The organism is Streptomyces sp. CA-106110, from assembly GCF_050936285.1.
Taxonomy (GTDB): domain Bacteria; phylum Actinomycetota; class Actinomycetes; order Streptomycetales; family Streptomycetaceae; genus Streptomyces.
In genome coordinates, this window is the sequence record NZ_JBNJNB010000001.1 from 8562841 (window position 1) to 8581667 (window position 18827).

Genomic DNA, 18827 nt, shown 5'->3' on the forward strand with positions numbered 1-18827 from the left:
CATGATCGTACGGATCATGGGGGAGGGGCAGGTGAAGCTGGACGACAACCACTTCACCGAGCTCAACAAGCTGGACGACGAACTGCTCCGGGAGATGGAGAGCGGCGACGAACAGGGCTTCCGCCGCACTCTGCACGCCCTCCTGGACGAGGTCCGCCGTCTTGGCACCCCGCTTCCTGACGACTCCCTGGAACCGTCGGAACTGATCCTGCCGTCACCGGACGCGAGCCTCGCAGAGGTCCGCACGATGCTGAACGAGGACGGCCTGATCCCGGGCTGAGCAAGCGGACGAGGCCGTTCGGGCCGAAGCGGGGGCCCGGGGCGGCAGCCCCCGGAGGGCAAGCGTGCCCCGGGTCCTGTGCGTGGCACCGGCCGGCTGAGGCGACTCGGCCGGCCGGCGCTTGAGGACGAGGCCGTTCAGGCCGAAGCGGCGCCCGGGGCGGCGGCCCCGGGGGCCAAGCCCGGCCCAGGCCCCGTTCCGGCCACCGCACGGCACCCGTTCCGCCCCGTACCTTTGCTGAGGTGAGCACCCTGGAACGCACCTGGGACGGCCTCCGCGCCCATCCGCTCGCCGTGGACGCCCTTCTCGCCCTCGGCGTTCTTGTCTGCATGGTGGCCGGTTCCTTCGTGGACCCCCACGGCGAGACCGGGCCCACCTGGTCCGCCCACACCCCGGCCGCCCTCAGCCTCACGCTCATGGTGCTCTCCGCGGGGGCCCTGGTGCTGCGCCGCCGCAACTCCATGGCGGTCCTCGCCGCGACGGCCGCCCTCTCCCTCGTGGAACTCGTCACCGCCGACCCCCGCGCCCCCGTCGCCATGTCCGCCGTGGTGGCTCTCTACACCGTCGCCTCCACCACCGACCGCCCCACCACCTGGCGTGTCGGCCTGCTCACCATGACCGTGCTGACGGGCGCCGCCATGCACGCCGGCCCGCTGCCCTGGTACGCCCAGGAGAACCTCGGCCTCTTCGCCTGGACGGGCATGGCCGCGGCCGCCGGCGACGCCGTGCGCAGCCGTCGCGCCTTCGTGCACGCCATCAGGGAGCGCGCCGAGCGGGCCGAGCGGACCCGTGAGGAGGAGGCCCGGCGCCGGGTCGCCGAGGAGCGGCTGCGCATCGCCCGCGACCTGCACGACGTCGTCGCCCACCACATCGCCCTGGTCAATGTGCAGGCCGGGGTCGCCGCTCACGTCATGGACAAACGGCCCGACCAGGCACGGGAGGCCCTCGCCCACGTCCGCGAGGCCAGCCGCTCGGCGCTCAACGAACTGCGGGCCACCGTCGGGCTGCTCAGACAGTCGGGCGACCCCGAGGCCCCGACCGAGCCCGCCCCCGGCCTCGCCCGCCTCGAGGATCTCGCCGACACCTTCCGCCACGCGGGCCTGCCCGTCGAGGTCGCCCGCGCCGACCACGGCGCCGCTCTGCCCGCCGCCGTCGACCTGGCCGCCTACCGCGTCATCCAAGAGGCCCTCACCAATGTGCAGAAGCACGCGGGCCACGAGGCGAAGGCCGAGGTCAGCGTCGTCCGCGTGGGACAGAACATGGAGATCACGGTCCTCGACGACGGCACCGGCGAGGACGCCGCACCCGACGACGGCCACGGCGGGCACGGGCTGCTCGGTATGCGCGAGCGTGTCACCGCGCTCGGCGGCGCCCTCACCGCCGGTCCCCGCTACGGAGGGGGCTTCCGGGTCCATGCGATGCTGCCGGTCAGGAACCAGGTGACGACCGCGGCAGGGGAGAGCGCATGACCGCCGTCCAGGGAGGGCCCGTATGACCATCCGTGTCCTGCTCGCCGACGACCAGGCGCTGCTGCGCAGCGCCTTTCGCGTGCTGGTCGACTCGGAGCCGGACATGGAGGTGGTGGGCGAGGCGTCCGACGGCGCCGAGGCCGTCCGGCTGGCCAGGGAGCGGCGCGCCGACGTGGTCCTGATGGACCTCCGGATGCCCGGCACGGACGGTCTGGCCGCCACCCGCCTGATCAGCGCCGATCCCGCCCTCGCCGACGTCCGCGTGGTCATCCTGACGACTTTCGAGGTCGACGACTACGTCGTGCAGTCGCTGCGCGCCGGGGCGTCCGGATTCCTCGGCAAGGGCTCCGAGCCCGAGGAACTGCTGAACGCCATCCGGATCGCGAACGGCGGCGAGGCGCTGCTGTCGCCCGCCGCCACCAAGGGGCTCATCGCCCGCTTCCTCGCCCAGGGCGACGGAGACGACGGGCGCGACGCGGCCCGCTCGGACCGGCTGGACACGCTCACCGGGCGCGAGCGCGAGGTGCTCGTCCAGGTGGCGGGCGGCCACTCCAACGATGAGATCGCCGAACGCCTCGAGGTCAGTCCGCTGACGGTCAAGACACACGTCAACCGCGCCATGGCCAAGCTCGGCGCGCGCGACCGGGCACAACTGGTGGTCATCGCCTACGAGTCGGGGCTGGTGCGTCCGAGGTCGGAGTGAGCGGGCCGCGGCCCGGTGCGTCCACGGGTGGAGTGCCGCTCTTCCGGCCGTACTACGGTCGCAGTAGGCGCGCCGCAAGGAAATGGACCTGGGGGCGACGGAAGCACATCGTCCGATGGTGCAGGGTGTAAGAGGTGGGCGCTCCTCTGCGCCCGTCCTTCCGCTCAGCCACAGAGAGAGACCGCCGACCCATGTCCTGGCTGTCACGATTCAGCCTCGCGCAACGGGCCCTGATAGCGCTGATGTCCATCGTCGCGCTCGTCTTCGGGGCGATCGCGATTCCGCAGCTCAAACAGCAACTCCTGCCCACCATCAACCTTCCCGTCGTGTCCGTCCTGGCGCCGTACCAGGGGGCGTCCCCCGACGTGGTCGAAAAGCAGGTCGTCGAGCCGATCGAGAACAATCTCAAGGCCGTCGACGGCATCAAGGGCGTCACCTCCACGGCGAGCGAGGGCAACGCCGTCCTCATGGCGTCCTTCGACTACGGCAACGACACCAAGCAGCTCGTCGCCGATGTCCAGCAGGCCGTGAACCGGGCCCGGGTCCAGCTCCCGGACTCGGTCGACCCGCAGGTCATCGCCGGTTCGACGGACGACATCCCCGCCGTCGTCCTGGCCGTCACCTCGGACAAGGACCAGCAGGCCCTGTCCGACCAGCTCGACAAGACCGTCGTACCCGCTCTGAAGGACATCTCCGGCGTCGGCCAGGTGACCGTCAACGGCGTACGGGACCTCCAGGTCACCGTCACGCCCGACGACGCGAAGCTCGCCCGGGCCGGGCTGACCGCGGCCACGCTCGGCCAGGCCCTGCAGGCGGGCGGCGCCACGGTCCCCGCGGGCTCCTTCGACGAGAACGGCAGCAACCGCACGGTCCAGGTCGGCGGAGGCTTCACCTCGCTCCAGCAGATCGAGGACCTGATGGTCGCGGGCGCTCCCGGCCAGAAGCCCGTGCGCCTCGGTGACGTGGCCACGGTCGAGCAGCAGGAGGCCACCGCCGACTCCATCACCCGCACGGACGGCAAGCCGAGCCTCGCCGTGGCCGTCACCATGGACCACGACGGCAGCGCGGTAGCCATCTCCAACGCGGTCAAGGACAAGCTGCCGGACCTGCGCAAGCAGCTCGGTTCCGGCGCCGCGATCACCGTGGTCAGCGACCAGGGTCCGGCGGTCTCCAAGTCCATCCACGGTCTGACGACCGAGGGCGCGCTGGGTCTGCTCTTCGCGGTCCTGGTGATCCTCGTCTTCCTGGCGTCGGTCCGCTCGACCCTCGTCACGGCGGTCTCGATCCCGCTGTCGGTGGTCCTGGCCCTGATCGTTCTGTGGACGCGCGACGTGTCGCTGAACGTGCTCACGCTCGGCGCGCTGACCATCGCCATCGGCCGTGTCGTCGACGACTCGATTGTGGTCCTGGAGAACATCAAGCGGCACCTCGGCTACGGGGAGGAGCGCCGGTCGGCCATCCTCACCGCGGTCCGCGAGGTGTCCGGAGCGGTCACCTCGTCCACGCTGACGACGGTGGCGGTCTTCCTGCCCATCGGCCTGGTCGGCGGGATGGTGGGCGAGCTGTTCGGCCCGTTCTCCCTCACCGTGACGGCGGCCCTGCTGGCCTCGCTCCTGGTGTCGCTGACGGTCGTTCCGGTGCTGTCGTGCTGGTTCCTGCGTGCCCCGAAGATCGGGGCCGAGGACGCCGCCGAGGCGCGCCGCGTGGCGGAGGAGAAGGAGGCGAAGAGCCGGCTGCAGCGCTTCTACGTGCCGGTGCTGCGTTTCGCGACCCGCCGCCGCATCACCAGCGTGGCGATCGCGGTGGTCGTGCTGGTCGGGAGCTTCGGCATGGCGCCCCTGCTGAAGACGAACTTCTTCGACCAGGGCGAGCAGGAAGTCCTCACGGTCAAGCAGAAGTTGAAGCCGGGCACGAGCCTCGCGGCCACGGACGAGCAGGCCAAGAAGGTCGAGAAGATGATCGCCGGGGTCAAGGGCGTCAAGGACTACCAGGTCACGATCGGCTCGTCGGGCTTCATGGCGGCGTTCGGTGGCGGCACCGACACCAACCAGGCCTCGTACACGGTCATGCTGGACGGCTCGGCGAAGTACGCGGACGTCCAGAGCGGTATCGAGGACGGGCTGGCACGGCTGTCCGGGATCGGTACGACCACCGTCTCGGCGGGCGACGGCTTCGGCAGCCAGGACCTGAGCGTGGTCGTGAAGGCGCCCGACGGGGACGTGCTGCGCAAGGCGTCCGAGCAGGTCCGCGCGGAGGTGGCGAAGCTCAAGGACGTCACCGACGTCTCGAGCGACCTGGCGCAGAGCGTGCCGCGGATCTCGGTCAAGGCCAACTCCCGTGCGGCCGCGGCCGGTTTCAACGACCAGACGCTCGGTGCGGCCGTCACCGAGGCGGTCAAGGGCACCACCGCCGGGAAGGCGGTCCTGGACGACACCGAACGGGACGTCGTCATCAGGGCGGCGAAGCCGGCGCAGACCCTGGACCAGCTGAAGAACCTCCGGCTGGGCGCGGTGAAGCTGAGCGACATCGCGACGGTGGAACTCGTGGACGGTCCGGTGTCCATGACCCGTATCGACGGTCAGCGGGCCGCGACGATCACGGCGCGCCCGACCGGTGACAACACGGGCGCGGTGAGCGCGGACCTCCAGTCGAAGATCAAGGCCATGAAGCTGCCCGCGGGCGCGACGGCGGAGATCGGCGGTGTCTCGTCCGACCAGAGCGACGCGTTCAAGAACCTGGGCCTGGCGATGCTGGCCGCGGTGGCGATCGTGTTCATGCTGCTGGTCGCGACGTTCCGCAGCCTGGCCCAGCCGCTGATCCTGCTGGTCTCCATCCCGTTCGCGGGGACCGGCGCGATCGGTCTGCTGATCGCCACGGGCACCCCGATGGGTGTCCCGGCGATGATCGGCATGCTGATGCTGATCGGCATCGTGGTGACGAACGCGATCGTGCTGATCGACCTCATCAACCAGTACCGCAGGCAGGGGTACGGCGTCGTGGAGGCCGTGGTCGAGGGCGGACGCCACCGTCTGCGCCCGATCCTGATGACGGCCTTGGCCACCATCTTCGCGCTGCTGCCGATGGCCCTGGGCGTCACGGGCGAGGGCGGCTTCATCGCCCAGCCGCTCGCGGTGGTGGTGATCGGCGGTCTGATCACCTCGACCCTGCTGACCCTCCTGCTGGTCCCGACCCTCTACGCGATGCTGGAGCTCCGCAAGGAGCGCCGCGCGAAGAAGAAGGCGGCGAAGCGGGCGAAGAAGGCGGGGACCGCCGTCGAGCCAGCGGAGTCCGAGGAGCCGGAGCCCGCGGGGGTGTAGCCACCCGGGTATGACAGAGGCCCGGCCCGCACATCAATGCGGGCCGGGCCTCACCATTCACGGACCACCGCAAGAGCCCGCACCCCGATAGGAGCGCGGGGAACGGCGCAAACCCCATGACGGACCCGCAGCCGTCGACGTACCCGGATAGGGGCGCGGGGAACTGCGCAAACCCCACGACGCACCCGCAGGTAACGACGTACCCCGTCAGGGGCGCGGGGAACGGCGCAAACCCACGACGGACCCGCAGACGCCGGCGCACCTCGATAGGAGCGCGGGGAACTGCGCAAACCCCACGACGCACCCGCAGGTAACGACGTACCCCGTCAGGGGCGCGGGGAACGGCGCAGAACCCCGTCACAACTCAGCGGCAAGCGCTACGGCGCAGAACCCCGTCACAACCCAGCGGCAAGCGCTACGGCAGGGCCAGCATCCGCTCGAGCGCCAGCTTGGCGAAGGCCTCGGTCTCCTTGTCCACCTCGATGCGGTTGACCAGGTTGCCCTCGGCCAGCGACTCGAGCGTCCACACCAGGTGCGGCAGGTCGATGCGGTTCATCGTCGAGCAGAAGCACACCGTCTTGTCGAGGAAGACGATCTCCTTGCCCTCCGGCGCGAAACGGTTGGCCAGCCGCCGAACGAGGTTCAGCTCCGTACCGATCGCCCACTTGGAGCCGGCCGGCGCCGCCTCGAGCGCCTTGATGATGTACTCCGTCGAACCGACGTAGTCCGCGGCGGCGACGACCTCGTGCTTGCACTCGGGGTGGACCAGCACGTTCACGCCGGGGATCCGCTCCCGTACGTCGTTGACCGAGTCGAGGCTGAAGCGGCCGTGCACCGAGCAGTGGCCGCGCCACAGGATCATCTTCGCGGCGCGCAGTTCCTCGGCGGTGAGTCCGCCGTTCGGCTTGTGCGGGTTGTAGACGACGCAGTCGTCCAGCGACATCCCCATGTCCCGCACCGCGGTGTTGCGGCCCAGGTGCTGGTCCGGCAGGAACAGGACCTTCTCTCCCTGCTGGAACGCCCACTCCAGGGCCCGCTTGGCGTTCGACGACGTGCAGATGGTGCCGCCGTGCTTGCCCGTGAACGCCTTGATGTCGGCGGAGGAATTCATGTACGAGACCGGCACGACCTGCTCGGCGATGCCCGCCTCGGTCAGCACGTCCCAGCACTCGGCGACCTGCTCGGCCGTCGCCATGTCCGCCATGGAGCATCCGGCGGCCAGGTCCGGCAGTACCACCTTCTGGTCGTCGGACGTGAGGATGTCCGCCGACTCGGCCATGAAGTGCACACCGCAGAAGACGATGTACTCCGCCTCCGGGCGGGCCGCGGCGTCTCGCGCCAGCTTGAAGGAGTCGCCCGTGACGTCGGCGAACTGGATGACCTCGTCGCGCTGGTAGTGGTGGCCGAGCACGAAGACCTTGTCCCCGAGCTTCTCCTTGGCCGCGCGGGCGCGCTCCACCAGGTCCGGGTCGGACGGCGACGGCAGGTCACCGGGGCACTCGACACCCCGTTCGCTCCTCGGGTCGGCCTCGCGGCCGAGCAACAGGAGGGCGAGAGGCGTCGGCTGTACGTCGAGCTCCTGGGTCTGGGCGGTGGTCACGTCACGCACCCTTTCTGTTCTGCGGCTCGCCGGCCCGAGGGCCGGCAGGACATGCCTTTTCGTCGAATTGACGCTATCTATCATAACCGGTTCACGTCAGCTTGACGATGCCGATAGCGTCGATGTGACGTGAATCCCGGCATGTACCGGTCGACCCTACGGAGGGGGAAGCCCGGTGGTCCGCCAGTCGTACACCAGGCGACATGTCGGTGTCCCCCACCTTGTCCACAGGCCGCTGTGCGTGTTCCGCCGCGTATGCGAGCATGAAGGAGGGAGCGTAAGAAACGCGCTCGGCCCGGAATGAATCCGCGGCCACGCCGGTTGCACTCGTCGGCAAGCAGTCTCCGTACAACCCGGGAGAGATGTAGATGTCCGTACAGGACGAGACCACCACCGTCACCGACGGCATCATCCTGACCGACGCCGCCGCGGCCAAGGTCAAGGCCCTGCTCGACCAGGAAGGCCGTGACGATCTGGCGCTGCGCGTCGCAGTCCAGCCCGGCGGCTGCTCCGGCCTGCGCTACCAGCTCTTCTTCGACGAGCGTTCCCTCGACGGCGACGTGGAGAAGGACTTCGGTGGGGTCAAGGTCGTCACCGACCGCATGAGCGCTCCGTACCTGGGCGGTGCCACCGTCGACTTCGTCGACACCATCGAGAAGCAGGGCTTCACGATCGACAACCCGAACGCGACGGGCTCCTGCGCCTGCGGTGACTCCTTCAGCTGAGTCTCGACCGGGCTTCAGTACGCGTAGGAAGGCGGCGTCCCCCTCGACGGGGGCGCCGCCTTCGCGTGCCGGTGGGCCGGGGCCGTCCTAGCGCGACCCGTTCGGCCTAGCCTCGCCCACGGACGCGTGCGGCAGCGTGCTCGCCGTCTCCTTCGGGATCGGCCTGCCGTCCGAGCCCACCACCTCGCGATCCCCGAGCGGCGCCTTCAGGCGCAGCGTGTCGTGGTAGATCTTGGCGATCATGATGCAGACCTTGCCCTGCCAGGGCGTCTCGGTCACCGTCACGGTCACCTTGCCGGAACTCTCGCTCACCGCCGCCGCGTAGTCGCCGCAGACCCCGCCCTCGTAGGTGATGGTGAGGTCCTGGCCCTCGGCGGTGTAGCCCATCACCTTCACATCACGCGTCGCGGGCGCCGACGTCGGCTCGTCGCCCGGTGCGCTCGGCCGGGGGCTCGGCGTCTCGCGCGGCTGCCCCGGCGGCTGCGGTGCGCTCAGATATCGCGGGTCGACCGCCGCACGGGTCACTGTGAAGTCGTCCCCGGTCCCGGCCGGACGCACCGTGAACAGCCACGACGGCACCAGCACCGGCTTTCCGGCCATGGAGTGCGCGGCCAGCCCGAACACCGCGTCCCGCACGGTCGCCGAGCTTCGCTCCGGCATCCCGGTGGGCGCCTTGCAGGGCGCCTCGTCCCGGTCCTTGAGCGGCACCGGGCTGGCGCAGCCGCCGATGCCCTTGCGGCCGTACGACGTGGTCGCGCCGTTCATCAGGTCCAGGGTCTTCTTCGCGCCGACGACCGGGTAGTCGGCACCCTTCACCGGCGCCGAGAGGTTGCCGCTGCCGCCCGTCACCTGGCCGTCGGCGGCGACCTGGATGCCGGTCGACCAGCCGTACGTGGGCAGTCCGCCGACCTTCGGATCGGCGTTCACCACGCGGACCGATCCCATGAGCTGGTGCGCGTCCAGGCGGGCGTCCTCCTGGCCCAGTGCCTTCAGCACCGGCGCGGCGGCCTGCTTCGCGGCGGCCTCGCTCACCGGTCCGGGGATGTCCTGGCGGGACGAGCACGTCGTGACGCTCTTGCAGAGGTTGTCGGACCCGGCCGCGTACCGGCTGAACGTCCAGGTCCCGGGCGCCTGCCCGGCCACCCGCAGGAGCGGTCCTGAATCGTCCTTCGCGGCGCCGACCGTCCAGGCCCCCGCGACCAGCTTCGGTGTGCCGCTCAGATCCAGTGCCCCGGCGAGCCGGGCCACCTCGGCCCGCGTCACCGCGCCCTTCGCCCAGTACACGGGCGCCGACTCCGGGCCGTCGGGCAGTTCGCCCCGGGCGGTGTAGGTCGTGCCGTACGGATTGGGCTCGCCCACCGCGATCCCGGATGTGCCGTCGCCCTCGCTGAGCCCGTCGAGAGCCAGCGTCGGGGGAGCGCCGTCCCCGCCCGGCGAAGCGGAGCCGCCGGTGCCGCCGGACGCGGTGGCCGCAAGGTAGGCCCCGCCGCCCCCGACGAGCAGGACGGCGGCCACGACCGAGGCGACGACCGCCGGGGAGCGTCGCCGGCGCGGCACGGTCCCGTCGGTGCCCCCGGTGACTTCGGTACCGTCACTCGCGTCGTCGGGTCGCTCGGTGTTCACCGCATCGCTCCTTCGGCTGCGCTGCTGTCCCAGGAGACCCCGCCGTGCCGTGGAACGCCACAGGAAGGTCGCACACCGCCGCCCCCGGACGGGGGGCGGCAATGGGACGCAGCGGGGGAGCGCACGGTTCCCGGGAGCGCGCCGACGCTCGTCCGGCGCGCCGTGTCCGAGGCGCCCCGGTCAGTCCCCGTAGTCGGACATCGCGTCCAGGAGGCGGGCCGAGGCGGGCGGCACGCTGACCCCGTGGATCGAGGACGGGGAGACGTGCGGCGGGGTGGACTTCACGGGTGCGGCCCAGTGCGGAACCATCCGGGCGCAGTCGCCGCGCAGTGACGCCAGATCCGTGTCCGGATCGACCAGGGCGGTGCCGGGAACCTCGAGCTTCGTCATGACGGAACCGTAAGCACGTCCGGGGTCGCCGAGAAAGATCTACTATCGGGTAGTTTTGCCTGCTTCGAAGCGCCGGGCTTACCCGGTAGCGTGAACTGTCAATCCCCTCCTCCGCAGGAGCGTGTCCTCGCCGTGCGTATCGCAGTCACCGGCTCCATCGCCACCGACCACCTCATGACCTTCCCCGGCCGCTTCGCCGACCAGCTCGTCGCGGATCAGCTGCACACGGTCTCCCTCTCCTTCCTGGTGGACCGTCTCGACGTTCGCCGCGGCGGGGTGGGCGCGAACATCGCCTTCGGCATGGGGCAGCTCGGCACCCAGCCGATCCTGGTCGGCGCGGCCGGCTCGGACTTCGACGACTACCGAGCGTGGCTGGAGCGGCACGGGGTGGACACGGACTCCGTACGCATCTCCGAGACCCAGCACACCGCCCGCTTCGTGTGCACCACCGACGCCGACCACAACCAGATCGGCTCCTTCTACACCGGCGCCATGAGCGAGGCCCGGCTGATCGAGCTCAAGACGGTCGCCGACCGTGTGGACGGCCTCGACCTGGTGCTGATCGGTGCCGACGACCCGGAGGCGATGCTCCGCCACACGGAGGAGTGCCGCACCCGGTCCATCCCGTTCGCCGCCGACTTCTCGCAGCAGATCGCGCGCATGAACGGCGACGAGATCCGGATACTGCTGGACGGGGCGACCTTCCTCTTCTCCAACGAGTACGAGAAGGGGCTCATCGAGACCAAGACCGGCTGGACCGACACCGAGATCCTGGGCCGGGTCGGCCACCGGGTGACCACGCTCGGCTCGCGGGGCGTGCGCATCGAGCGCTCCGGTGCGGACCCGATCGAGGTCGGCGTGCCCGAGGAGATGGCCAAGGTCGACCCGACGGGCGTCGGCGACGCCTTCCGCGCGGGATTCCTGTCCGGTCTGGCGTGGGGTGTCCCGCTGGAGCGCGCGGCCCAGGTCGGCTGCATGCTCGCCACCCTGGTCATCGAGACGCTGGGCACCCAGGAGTACCAGCTGCGCCGCGCCCACTTCATGGAACGCTTCACCAAGGCGTACGGTGACGAGGCGGCGACACAGGTCCAGAAGCACCTGGGCTGACCGCGGGCGGGCGGCGCCCCGGGCGCAGGTCTAGGAGAGCCGGCGGACCACATAGGCGGAGCCCCGCTCCGCCGGCTCCTCCCCGACGTACTCCTGCTCCCGCATCTCGCACCACGCCGGGATGTCCAGGCGCGCCGCCTCGTCGTCCGACAGGACCCGCACCGTCCCGCCCACCGGCACGTCCCCGATGACCTTCGCCAGCTCGATCACCGGGATGGGGCAGCGTTTGCCGAGAGTGTCCACGACCAGGGCGTCCTCGCGCGTAAGAGTCCGCGGGGACGGTGCGCCGAGCTTTTCGCGCACCGCTGCCACCGCACCAGGCAGCACCGAAAGGAACCGGTCGACTTCCTCCGCCGGCGTACCGGTCGGCAGGGAGACGCGGACATTGCCCTCGCTCAGCACGCCCATCGCCTTGAGCACATGGCTCGGCGTCAGCGTGCTGCTCGTGCAGGACGACCCGGACGAGACCGAGAAACCCTCGCGGTCCAGTGCGTGCAGCAATGTCTCCCCGTCGACATAGAGACAGGAGAAGGTGACGATCCCGGGCAGTCGGCGGTCCGGGTCGCCCACCACCTCCACATCGGGGACCGACTCCGGCACCCGCGCCCGGATCCGCTCCGTCAGTTCCCGCAGCCGTGCCGCCTCTCCGGCCGCCTCCGCCCGCACCGCCCGCAGCGACGCCGCGGCCGCCACGACGGCCGGGATGTTCTCGAACCCCGGGGCCCGTCCCGACTCCCGCTCGTCCAGCGGCCCTTGAGGCGCGAACCGCACTCCCTTGCGCACGACCAGCAGCCCCACGCCTGACGGCCCGCCCCACTTGTGGGCGCTGGCCGTGAGGATCGACCAGTCGCCCTCGACCGGCCCCCAGGCCAGCGACTGCGCCGCGTCCACCAGCAACGGCACGCCGGCCGCACGGCACACGGCGGCCACCTCGGCGACCGGCTGCACCGTGCCCACCTCGTGGTTGGCCGACTGCAGGCAGGCCAGCGCGGTGTCTGAGCGCAGCGCCGCCGCGTACGCCTCGGGGGTGACCGCTCCCGCACGGGAGACCGGCACCCGGGTCACCGTGCCGCCGTCCGCCTCGAACACCTCCGCCGCATAGAGGACCGAGGAGTGTTCGACCGATGACACGATCAGGTGGCGTCCGGTCCGGCGGCGGCCCGCCAGCGCTCCCTCGACGCCGGAGTGCACCGCCCGTGTGCCGGACGTGGTGAACACCAGCTCGTCCGGGCGGCACCCCACCGCCTCGGCGGCCGCCTCGCGCGCGGCGTCCAGCAGGAGCCGGGCCCGCCGCCCCTCGCGGTACAGCCGGGCGGGATCGGCCCACCCCTCGTCCAGTGAGGCCTGCAGCGCCTGGCGGGCGACGGGGTGGAGGGGAGCGGCGGAGGCGGCGTCGAAGTAGGACACACCGCAACGCTAACTCTTGCGAAGCGCGCGGCTCGGCGAAGGATCCCGGTCTCCGGGGAGCCGCCTTCGAGCCCCCGTCAGATGGTGGCCAGAAGCGGTCATTCCACCCCTTCGGGGTGACCGGCGGCGCGTTGGGCACCCTCCCCGCGCAGCCCCAAATAGCGTCCAGTAGGGTTTGGTCCGCATAAACATCAAACCCTGCCCGACGCAGGACGGCGACCGACCAGCGAGAAGGCCGCAGCCAACCGCGCGGGCGAGACTCTCGGGAAGGCGCTACGTGAGTCCCAACGGCTCCGACCGCTCGCCGCGGCGCCCGATGCGGCGGAAGCTGCTGCAGGCACTGACCGCGGGCCTGGTCCTGGCGACCGCAACCGGTTGCACATACAAGGACTTCCCCCGCCTTGGTATGCCCACCCCGACCACGGAAGAGGCTCCGCGGATCCTCTCCCTGTGGCAGGGCTCCTGGGCTGCCGCGCTCGCCGTCGGCGTGCTGGTGTGGGGCCTGATCCTGTGGAGCGCCATGTTCCACAGGCGCAGCCGCACCAAGGTCGAGGTTCCTCCGCAGACCCGGTACAACATGCCGATCGAGGCGCTGTACACGGTCGTGCCGCTCATCATCGTCTCGGTGCTCTTCTACTTCACGGCCCGCGACGAGTCGAAGCTCCTCGACCTCTCCAAGAAGCCGGACGTCACCGTCAACGTGGTCGGCTACCAGTGGAGCTGGGGCTTCAACTACGTCACTCCGGTCTCCGGGGTGACGGGTGACGCGAAGACCGATGCGAACCTGGACGCGATTCCGAACCGGTACAAGAACGACTTCCCGGCGAACGCCGGCGGTGTCTACGACTTCGGCACGCCCGCCACGCGCAACCCGCAGACGGGCAACCCCGGTCCGACGCTCTGGCTGCCGAAGGGCAAGACGGTCCGCTTCATCCTCACTTCGCGCGACGTCATCCACTCCTTCTGGGTGCTGCCGTTCCTGATGAAGCAGGACGTCATCCCGGGCCACACCAACGCCTTCCAGGTGACTCCCAACCAGGAGGGCACCTTCCGGGGCAAGTGCGCCGAGCTCTGCGGCGTCGACCACTCCCGGATGCTGTTCAACGTGAAGGTGGTCTCGCCCGACCGCTACGAGCAGCACCTCAAGGACCTCGCCAAGAAGGGGCAGACCGGTTACATTCCCGCCGGCATCGCGCAGACGAGCCACGAGAAGAACCGGGAGACGAACAACCTGTGAGCATCCTCAACGAACCCCAGGGTGCCGCCGCAGCTGAGGACTCGTACGAGAACGAGCTGCCGGTACGGCGCAGGCGACCCGGCAACGTCGTCGTCAAGTGGTTGACCACCACCGACCACAAGACGATCGGCACGCTGTATCTGGTCACGTCGTTCGCGTTCTTCCTCATCGGCGGCGTCATGGCCCTGCTCATGCGCGCCGAGCTGGCCCGTCCGGGCCTGCAGATCATGTCGAACGAGCAGTTCAACCAGGCGTTCACGATGCACGGCACGATCATGCTGCTGATGTTCGCGACGCCGCTGTTCGCCGGTTTCGCGAACTGGATCATGCCGCTGCAGATCGGCGCGCCCGACGTGGCGTTCCCGCGGCTGAACATGTTCGCCTACTGGCTCTACCTGTTCGGTTCGACGATCGCGGTCGGCGGCTTCCTCACCCCGCAGGGCGCGGCCGACTTCGGCTGGTTCGCCTACAGCCCGCTGTCGGACGCGGTCCGCTCCCCGGGCATCGGCGCCGACATGTGGATCATGGGTCTGGCCTTCTCCGGCTTCGGCACGATCCTCGGCTCGGTCAACTTCATCACCACGATCATCTGCATGCGCGCACCCGGCATGACCATGTTCCGCATGCCGATCTTCGTGTGGAACGTGCTGCTGACCGGTGTGCTCGTGCTGCTGGCCTTCCCGGTCCTCGCGGCCGCGCTGTTCGCCCTGGAGGCGGACCGCAAGTTCGGTGCTCACGTCTTCGACGCGACCAACGGCGGCGCCTTGCTATGGCAACACCTCTTCTGGTTCTTCGGCCATCCAGAGGTGTACATCATCGCGCTACCGTTCTTCGGCATCATCTCCGAAGTCATCCCGGTCTTCAGCCGTAAGCCGATGTTCGGCTACATGGGTCTCGTCGGTGCCACCATCGCCATCGCCGGTCTCTCCGTGACCGTGTGGGCGCACCACATGTACGTCACCGGCGGCGTGCTGCTTCCGTTCTTCTCCTTCATGACGTTCCTTATCGCCGTACCCACCGGCGTGAAGTTCTTCAACTGGATCGGAACGATGTGGAAGGGCTCGCTGTCCTTCGAGACACCGATGCTCTGGGCCACCGGCTTCCTGATCACCTTCGTCTTCGGTGGTCTGACCGGTGTCATCCTGGCCTCGCCGCCGATGGACTTCCACATCTCGGACTCCTACTTCGTGGTGGCGCACTTCCACTACGTGGTGTTCGGCACCGTCGTCTTCGCGATGTTCGCCGGCTTCCACTTCTGGTGGCCGAAGATGACGGGCAAGATGCTCGACGAGCGGCTCGGCAAGATCACGTTCTGGACGCTGTTCATCGGCTTCCACGGCACCTTCCTGGTGCAGCACTGGCTGGGTGCCGAGGGCATGCCGCGTCGTTACGCGGACTACCTCGCGGCCGACGGCTTCACCGCCCTGAACACGGTCTCGACGATCTCCTCGTTCCTGCTCGGCCTGTCGATCCTGCCGTTCCTCTACAACGTGTGGAAGACGGCCAAGTACGGCAAGCCGGTCGGCGTCGACGACCCGTGGGGCTACGGCCGTTCGCTCGAATGGGCCACGTCCTGCCCGCCGCCGCGGCACAACTTCCTCACCCTGCCGCGGATCCGCAGTGAATCCCCCGCCTTCGACCTGCACCACCCCGAGATCGCCGCGCTCGAGCAGCTCGAGCACGCGGGTGCCGGTACCAAGGCCGTCTCCGGTGGCAAGGAGGCCGGCAAGTGAAGATCCAGGGCAAGATGTTCATCTGGCTGGCCGTCTTCCTGCTCGCCGTGGCCATCACCTATGGCCTGTGGTCCAAGGAGCCGGCCGGTACCACCGCGCTCTTCCTGGCCTTCGGCCTGAGCATCATGATCGGCTACTACCTGGCCTTCACGGCCCGGCGGGTCGACACGGGCGCCCAGGACAACCTTGAGGCCGACGTCGCGGACGACGCCGGCGAGGTCGGCTTCTTCAGCCCGCACAGCTGGCAGCCGCTCGCCCTCGGCGTCGGTGGCGCGCTCGCCTTCCTGAGCATCGCGATCGGCTGGTGGCTGATGTACTTCTCGGCCCCGCTGATCCTGGTGGGCCTGTGGGGCTGGGTCTTCGAGTACTACCGCGGCGAGAACCGCACCCAGTAGCACGCGCCAAGCGCTACGGGAGCCCGGACACTCCGTCAGGAATGTCCGGGCTCCCTCTTTTGCCGCACCGTGCGTCCCCCGCACGGATCTCTCGGCGCGCCATAGTTGACAGACCTCCATAGCGTGAGGTCATGAGTCACAAAGTGTTCTTCCGGAGCGCGCGCCCGCGACACCGCACAGTCGTCGGCTGCACCCTGTTGGTGCTCGCCCTCGGCGCGGGACTCGTCGGCTGCGGGGCCGACGGGAACCCGCTGGCGGCAAGGCCGTACGACGCGGCGGACCAGATCGCCTACAACGCGCCTGCCGGCAAAGCCAAGAAGGTCGACCCCGACAAGCCCCTGGAGATCACCGCCTCGGATGAGGACGGGCGCATCACGGACGTCACGGTCACCGACGCCCGGGGACGCTACGTCGCCGGTGAGCTCTCCGCCGACGGTCGCCGCTGGCACAGCACCTCACCGCTGGCCGCGGGCACCCACTACACGGTCACGGTGAGCACGGAGGACGAGGACGGCGCACCCGGCCGCAAGGTCATCGAGTTCGACACCAGCACCCCCAAGAGCAAGACGCTGAAGGTCACCTTCGGACCCAACAGCGGGACCTACGGTGTCGGCCAGCCCGTCACGGCCGAACTCAGCGAGCCCGTCAAGGACAAGACGTCCCGGGCGGTGGTGGAGCGCGCCCTCAAGGTGGACTCCGCGCCCGTGGTCGAGGGCTCCTGGTACTGGGTGAACGACAAAGAGCTGCACTACCGGCCCCAGAGCTACTGGCCCACGCACGCCACCATCACCGCCCACAGCGACCTCGACGGCGTGAAGGTGGCGGACCGCCTCTGGGGCGGCAAGTCGAAGTCCGTGAAGCTCACCACGGGAGACCGCATAGTCGCCGTCACGGACGCCGCCGCACACCAGATGACGGTCTACAAGAACGACGAAGTGATCAACCAGATACCCATCACCACCGGCAGGCCCGGCTTCGAGACCCGAAACGGCGTCAAGGTGGTGCTGGGCAAGCAGTACGTCGTACGGATGCGCGGAACCACGATCGGCATCTCGAGCAACTCGAGCGACGGCTACGACCTGAACGTCTACTGGGCGGCCCGGGTCACCTGGAGCGGCGAGTACGTGCACGCCGCGCCCTGGTCCGTCGGCAGCCAGGGGTCCGCCAACGTCAGCCACGGCTGCACCGGTATGAGCAACGCCTACGCCAGATGGTTCTTCAACACCGTCCGGGAGGGCGACATCGTGAAGGTCGTCAACTCCAAAGGCAAGCAGATGGAGCCGTTCGGCAACGGCTTCGGCGACTGGAACGTCGACTGGGCGAAATGGCGCAAGGGCAGCGCCCTGGTGGCGGACGACTCCGACGGCCGCAACCTGAGCAGCGCGAGACTGCGCCCCGAGTCCGCGTGAGGACGAGCGCCCCGCGCCCCGTCAGGGGTGCGGGGCCATGACGTCGTACGGCCGCGACAGGACATGACGCCCCCGCAGGCGCCTCCGCACCGGCCGGCGGTCCCCGTACCGGACGGACGGGCCGTCAGGCGCTCAGAAGGGCCTTGCGGCGCATCAGGGCGGCCAGGGCGGAGGCGAACTCGACCGGCTCCACCGGCAGCGCCACCGCCGCGTCGGCCCGGCTCCACGTGGCCAGCCACGCGTCCTGCGGGCGCGCGATCAGCACGAGCACCGGCGGGCAGTTGAAGATCTCGTCCTTGATCTGCCGGCAGACGCCCATCCCGCCCATCGGAACGGCCTCCCCGTCCAGGACGCACACGTCGATGCCGCCCCTGTCCAGCTCCTTGACGACGGCGGCCGGTGTCGCGCACTCCACGAACCGGACCTCGGGAACGTCCGGAGCGGGCCTGCGCCCGGCCGCGAGCCGTACCTGCTCTCGGGTGTTGGAGTCGTCGCTGTAGACCAGCACCGTGGCGGTCGGCTGCATGGCTTCCTCCGGTACGCAGTGGTGTCTGCCGTCGTACGGAACGGAACGTTGGGGCGGATGCTACTCCCTTGAACTCGTGGTCAACAGCGGTTCGGACAGGGCTTCGATCCGCCATCCGGGCAGTCCAGAGGGTGCGGACACTCCGAACGGCACCCCCCGGAGTGAGGGCGGGATAAGCGACCGACATAATGTCGGTCGTGGCGACAGCAACGACAGTAGAAACCGGGCACGCGCACCCGTCGGTCAACCGACCGAACCTCACCAGCGTCGGAACCATCATCTGGCTGAGTTCCGAGCTGATGTTCTTCGCGGCCCTCTTCGCGATGTACTTCACCCTGCGATCGGTGACAGGGCCGACTCACTGGAAGGAGATGGCGAGCCATCTCAACTTCCCGTTCTCGGCGACGAACACCACGGTCCTGGTGCTCTCCTCCCTCACCTGCCAGCTCGGCGTGTTCGCCGCCGAGCGCGGTGACGTGAAGAAGCTCCGGGGATGGTTCATCGTCACCTTCATCATGGGTGCGATCTTCGTCGGCGGGCAGATCTTCGAGTACACCGAGCTGGTCAAGAAGGACGGCCTCTCGCTGTCCTCGGACCCGTACGGCTCGGTGTTCTACCTGACCACCGGCTTCCACGGCCTGCACGTGACGGGTGGTCTCATCGCCTTCCTGCTGGTCCTCGGCCGCACCTACGCGGCGCGGAGGTTCACACACGAGCAGGCGACCGCCGCCATCGTCGTGTCCTACTACTGGCACTTCGTCGATGTCGTCTGGATCGGCCTCTTCGCCACGATCTACATGATCAAGTAGTCGGCCGTCGGCCGCGGCGGACGTTCACCCGATCGGGGAGAACCGAACGCCCGAGACGATCCGATCCTTTTCCAGAAGCATCGACGCAGAAGATCCT

Annotated in this window: 16 protein-coding genes; 11 read left to right on the top strand and 5 right to left on the bottom strand. The window is 69.5% G+C overall.

Features of this window, described 5'->3' with window-relative positions:
* Position 1 precedes the first annotated feature (1 nt).
* The 4 genes from pspAA (at position 2) to ACQEXA_RS39535 (ending at position 5769) form a co-directional block, all read left to right on the top strand.
* Positions 2-280 carry a PspA-associated protein PspAA gene (pspAA, locus tag ACQEXA_RS39520; RefSeq protein WP_433132429.1) on the top strand — a complete coding sequence of 93 codons (279 nt, stop codon included), beginning with the start codon at positions 2-4 and terminating at the stop codon, positions 278-280.
* Positions 281-522: 242 nt separating this feature from the next.
* Entirely contained in the window at positions 523-1749 is a 1227-nt protein-coding gene (locus ACQEXA_RS39525; RefSeq protein WP_433132431.1) for a sensor histidine kinase, read from the top strand.
* 22 nt (positions 1750-1771) lie between these two features.
* Positions 1772-2452, top strand: coding sequence for a response regulator (locus ACQEXA_RS39530; protein WP_432926802.1), 681 nt, complete (start codon positions 1772-1774; stop codon positions 2450-2452).
* A gap of 191 nt (positions 2453-2643) precedes the next feature.
* Positions 2644-5769, top strand: a complete 3126-nt coding sequence (locus ACQEXA_RS39535) for an efflux RND transporter permease subunit (protein WP_433132433.1) — start codon at positions 2644-2646, stop codon at positions 5767-5769.
* Between the two features lie 415 nt (positions 5770-6184).
* Here ACQEXA_RS39535 and nadA read toward each other — a convergent pair whose 3' ends face one another.
* Positions 6185-7369 (bottom strand): quinolinate synthase NadA, encoded by a 1185-nt coding sequence (gene nadA / locus ACQEXA_RS39540; RefSeq protein ID WP_432926800.1) that lies wholly within the window; start codon positions 7367-7369, stop codon positions 6185-6187.
* Positions 7370-7737: 368 nt separating this feature from the next.
* Here nadA and ACQEXA_RS39545 point away from each other — a divergent pair, with 368 nt between their 5' ends.
* Entirely contained in the window at positions 7738-8094 is a 357-nt protein-coding gene (locus ACQEXA_RS39545) for an iron-sulfur cluster assembly accessory protein (RefSeq protein WP_366028572.1), read from the top strand.
* Positions 8095-8181: 87 nt separating this feature from the next.
* Here the strand turns inward: ACQEXA_RS39545 and ACQEXA_RS39550 are convergent, their stop codons facing one another.
* Together ACQEXA_RS39550 and ACQEXA_RS39555 are read right to left on the bottom strand one after the other, a co-directional pair.
* Complete coding sequence (locus ACQEXA_RS39550) at positions 8182-9717, bottom strand: hypothetical protein (RefSeq protein ID WP_433132435.1); 1536 nt, start codon at positions 9715-9717, stop codon at positions 8182-8184.
* Positions 9718-9897: 180 nt separating this feature from the next.
* A complete protein-coding gene (locus tag ACQEXA_RS39555) occupies positions 9898-10107 on the bottom strand; it encodes a hypothetical protein (protein WP_432926796.1) in 210 nt (69 codons plus the stop codon).
* A gap of 132 nt (positions 10108-10239) precedes the next feature.
* Here ACQEXA_RS39555 and ACQEXA_RS39560 point away from each other — a divergent pair, with 132 nt between their 5' ends.
* Entirely contained in the window at positions 10240-11214 is a 975-nt protein-coding gene (locus ACQEXA_RS39560) for a carbohydrate kinase family protein (RefSeq protein ID WP_432926794.1), read from the top strand.
* A 30-nt stretch (positions 11215-11244) separates the two neighbouring features.
* Here ACQEXA_RS39560 and ACQEXA_RS39565 read toward each other — a convergent pair whose 3' ends face one another.
* Positions 11245-12621 carry a cysteine desulfurase/sulfurtransferase TusA family protein gene (locus ACQEXA_RS39565; protein ID WP_432926792.1) on the bottom strand — a complete coding sequence of 459 codons (1377 nt, stop codon included), beginning with the start codon at positions 12619-12621 and terminating at the stop codon, positions 11245-11247.
* Between the two features lie 277 nt (positions 12622-12898).
* On the opposite strand from ACQEXA_RS39565, the gene ctaC reads away from it, so the two are divergent.
* The 4 genes from ctaC to ACQEXA_RS39585 all read left to right on the top strand — a co-directional run bounded on the left by ctaC (position 12899) and on the right by ACQEXA_RS39585 (position 17395).
* Entirely contained in the window at positions 12899-13858 is a 960-nt protein-coding gene (ctaC, locus tag ACQEXA_RS39570; RefSeq protein WP_359388971.1) for an aa3-type cytochrome oxidase subunit II, read from the top strand.
* Entirely contained in the window at positions 13855-15591 is a 1737-nt protein-coding gene (ctaD, locus tag ACQEXA_RS39575) for an aa3-type cytochrome oxidase subunit I (RefSeq protein ID WP_432926790.1), read from the top strand. The genes ctaC and ctaD overlap by 4 nt, the downstream gene beginning before the upstream one ends.
* Positions 15588-15986: a cytochrome c oxidase subunit 4 gene (locus ACQEXA_RS39580; protein ID WP_359388978.1), complete on the top strand. Its 399-nt coding sequence runs from the start codon at positions 15588-15590 to the stop codon at positions 15984-15986. The genes ctaD and ACQEXA_RS39580 overlap by 4 nt, the downstream gene beginning before the upstream one ends.
* Positions 15987-16117: 131 nt before the next feature.
* Complete coding sequence (locus ACQEXA_RS39585; RefSeq protein ID WP_433132437.1) at positions 16118-17395, top strand: Ig-like domain-containing protein; 1278 nt, start codon at positions 16118-16120, stop codon at positions 17393-17395.
* A 124-nt stretch (positions 17396-17519) separates the two neighbouring features.
* Here the strand turns inward: ACQEXA_RS39585 and ACQEXA_RS39590 are convergent, their stop codons facing one another.
* Positions 17520-17921 (bottom strand): hypothetical protein, encoded by a 402-nt coding sequence (locus ACQEXA_RS39590; RefSeq protein WP_359388984.1) that lies wholly within the window; start codon positions 17919-17921, stop codon positions 17520-17522.
* Between the two features lie 188 nt (positions 17922-18109).
* Here ACQEXA_RS39590 and ctaE point away from each other — a divergent pair, with 188 nt between their 5' ends.
* Positions 18110-18730 carry an aa3-type cytochrome oxidase subunit III gene (gene ctaE, locus ACQEXA_RS39595; RefSeq protein WP_432926786.1) on the top strand — a complete coding sequence of 207 codons (621 nt, stop codon included), beginning with the start codon at positions 18110-18112 and terminating at the stop codon, positions 18728-18730.
* Positions 18731-18827: the final 97 nt, after the last annotated feature.

Bases quoted from the DNA above. Each gene is read 5' to 3' on its own strand.
- ACQEXA_RS39585 (WP_433132437.1), top strand. From the start codon at position 16,118: ATGAGTCACAAAGTGTTCTTCCGGAGCGCGCGCCCGCGACACCGCACA.
- ctaE (WP_432926786.1), top strand. From the start codon at position 18,110: ATGTCGGTCGTGGCGACAGCAACGACAGTAGAAACCGGGCACGCGCAC.
- ACQEXA_RS39545 (WP_366028572.1), top strand. From the start codon at position 7,738: ATGTCCGTACAGGACGAGACCACCACCGTCACCGACGGCATCATCCTG.
- ACQEXA_RS39530 (WP_432926802.1), top strand. From the start codon at position 1,772: ATGACCATCCGTGTCCTGCTCGCCGACGACCAGGCGCTGCTGCGCAGC.
- ACQEXA_RS39590 (WP_359388984.1), bottom strand. From the start codon at position 17,921: ATGCAGCCGACCGCCACGGTGCTGGTCTACAGCGACGACTCCAACACC.
- pspAA (WP_433132429.1), top strand. From the start codon at position 2: ATGATCGTACGGATCATGGGGGAGGGGCAGGTGAAGCTGGACGACAAC.
- ACQEXA_RS39535 (WP_433132433.1), top strand. From the start codon at position 2,644: ATGTCCTGGCTGTCACGATTCAGCCTCGCGCAACGGGCCCTGATAGCG.
- ACQEXA_RS39555 (WP_432926796.1), bottom strand. From the start codon at position 10,107: ATGACGAAGCTCGAGGTTCCCGGCACCGCCCTGGTCGATCCGGACACG.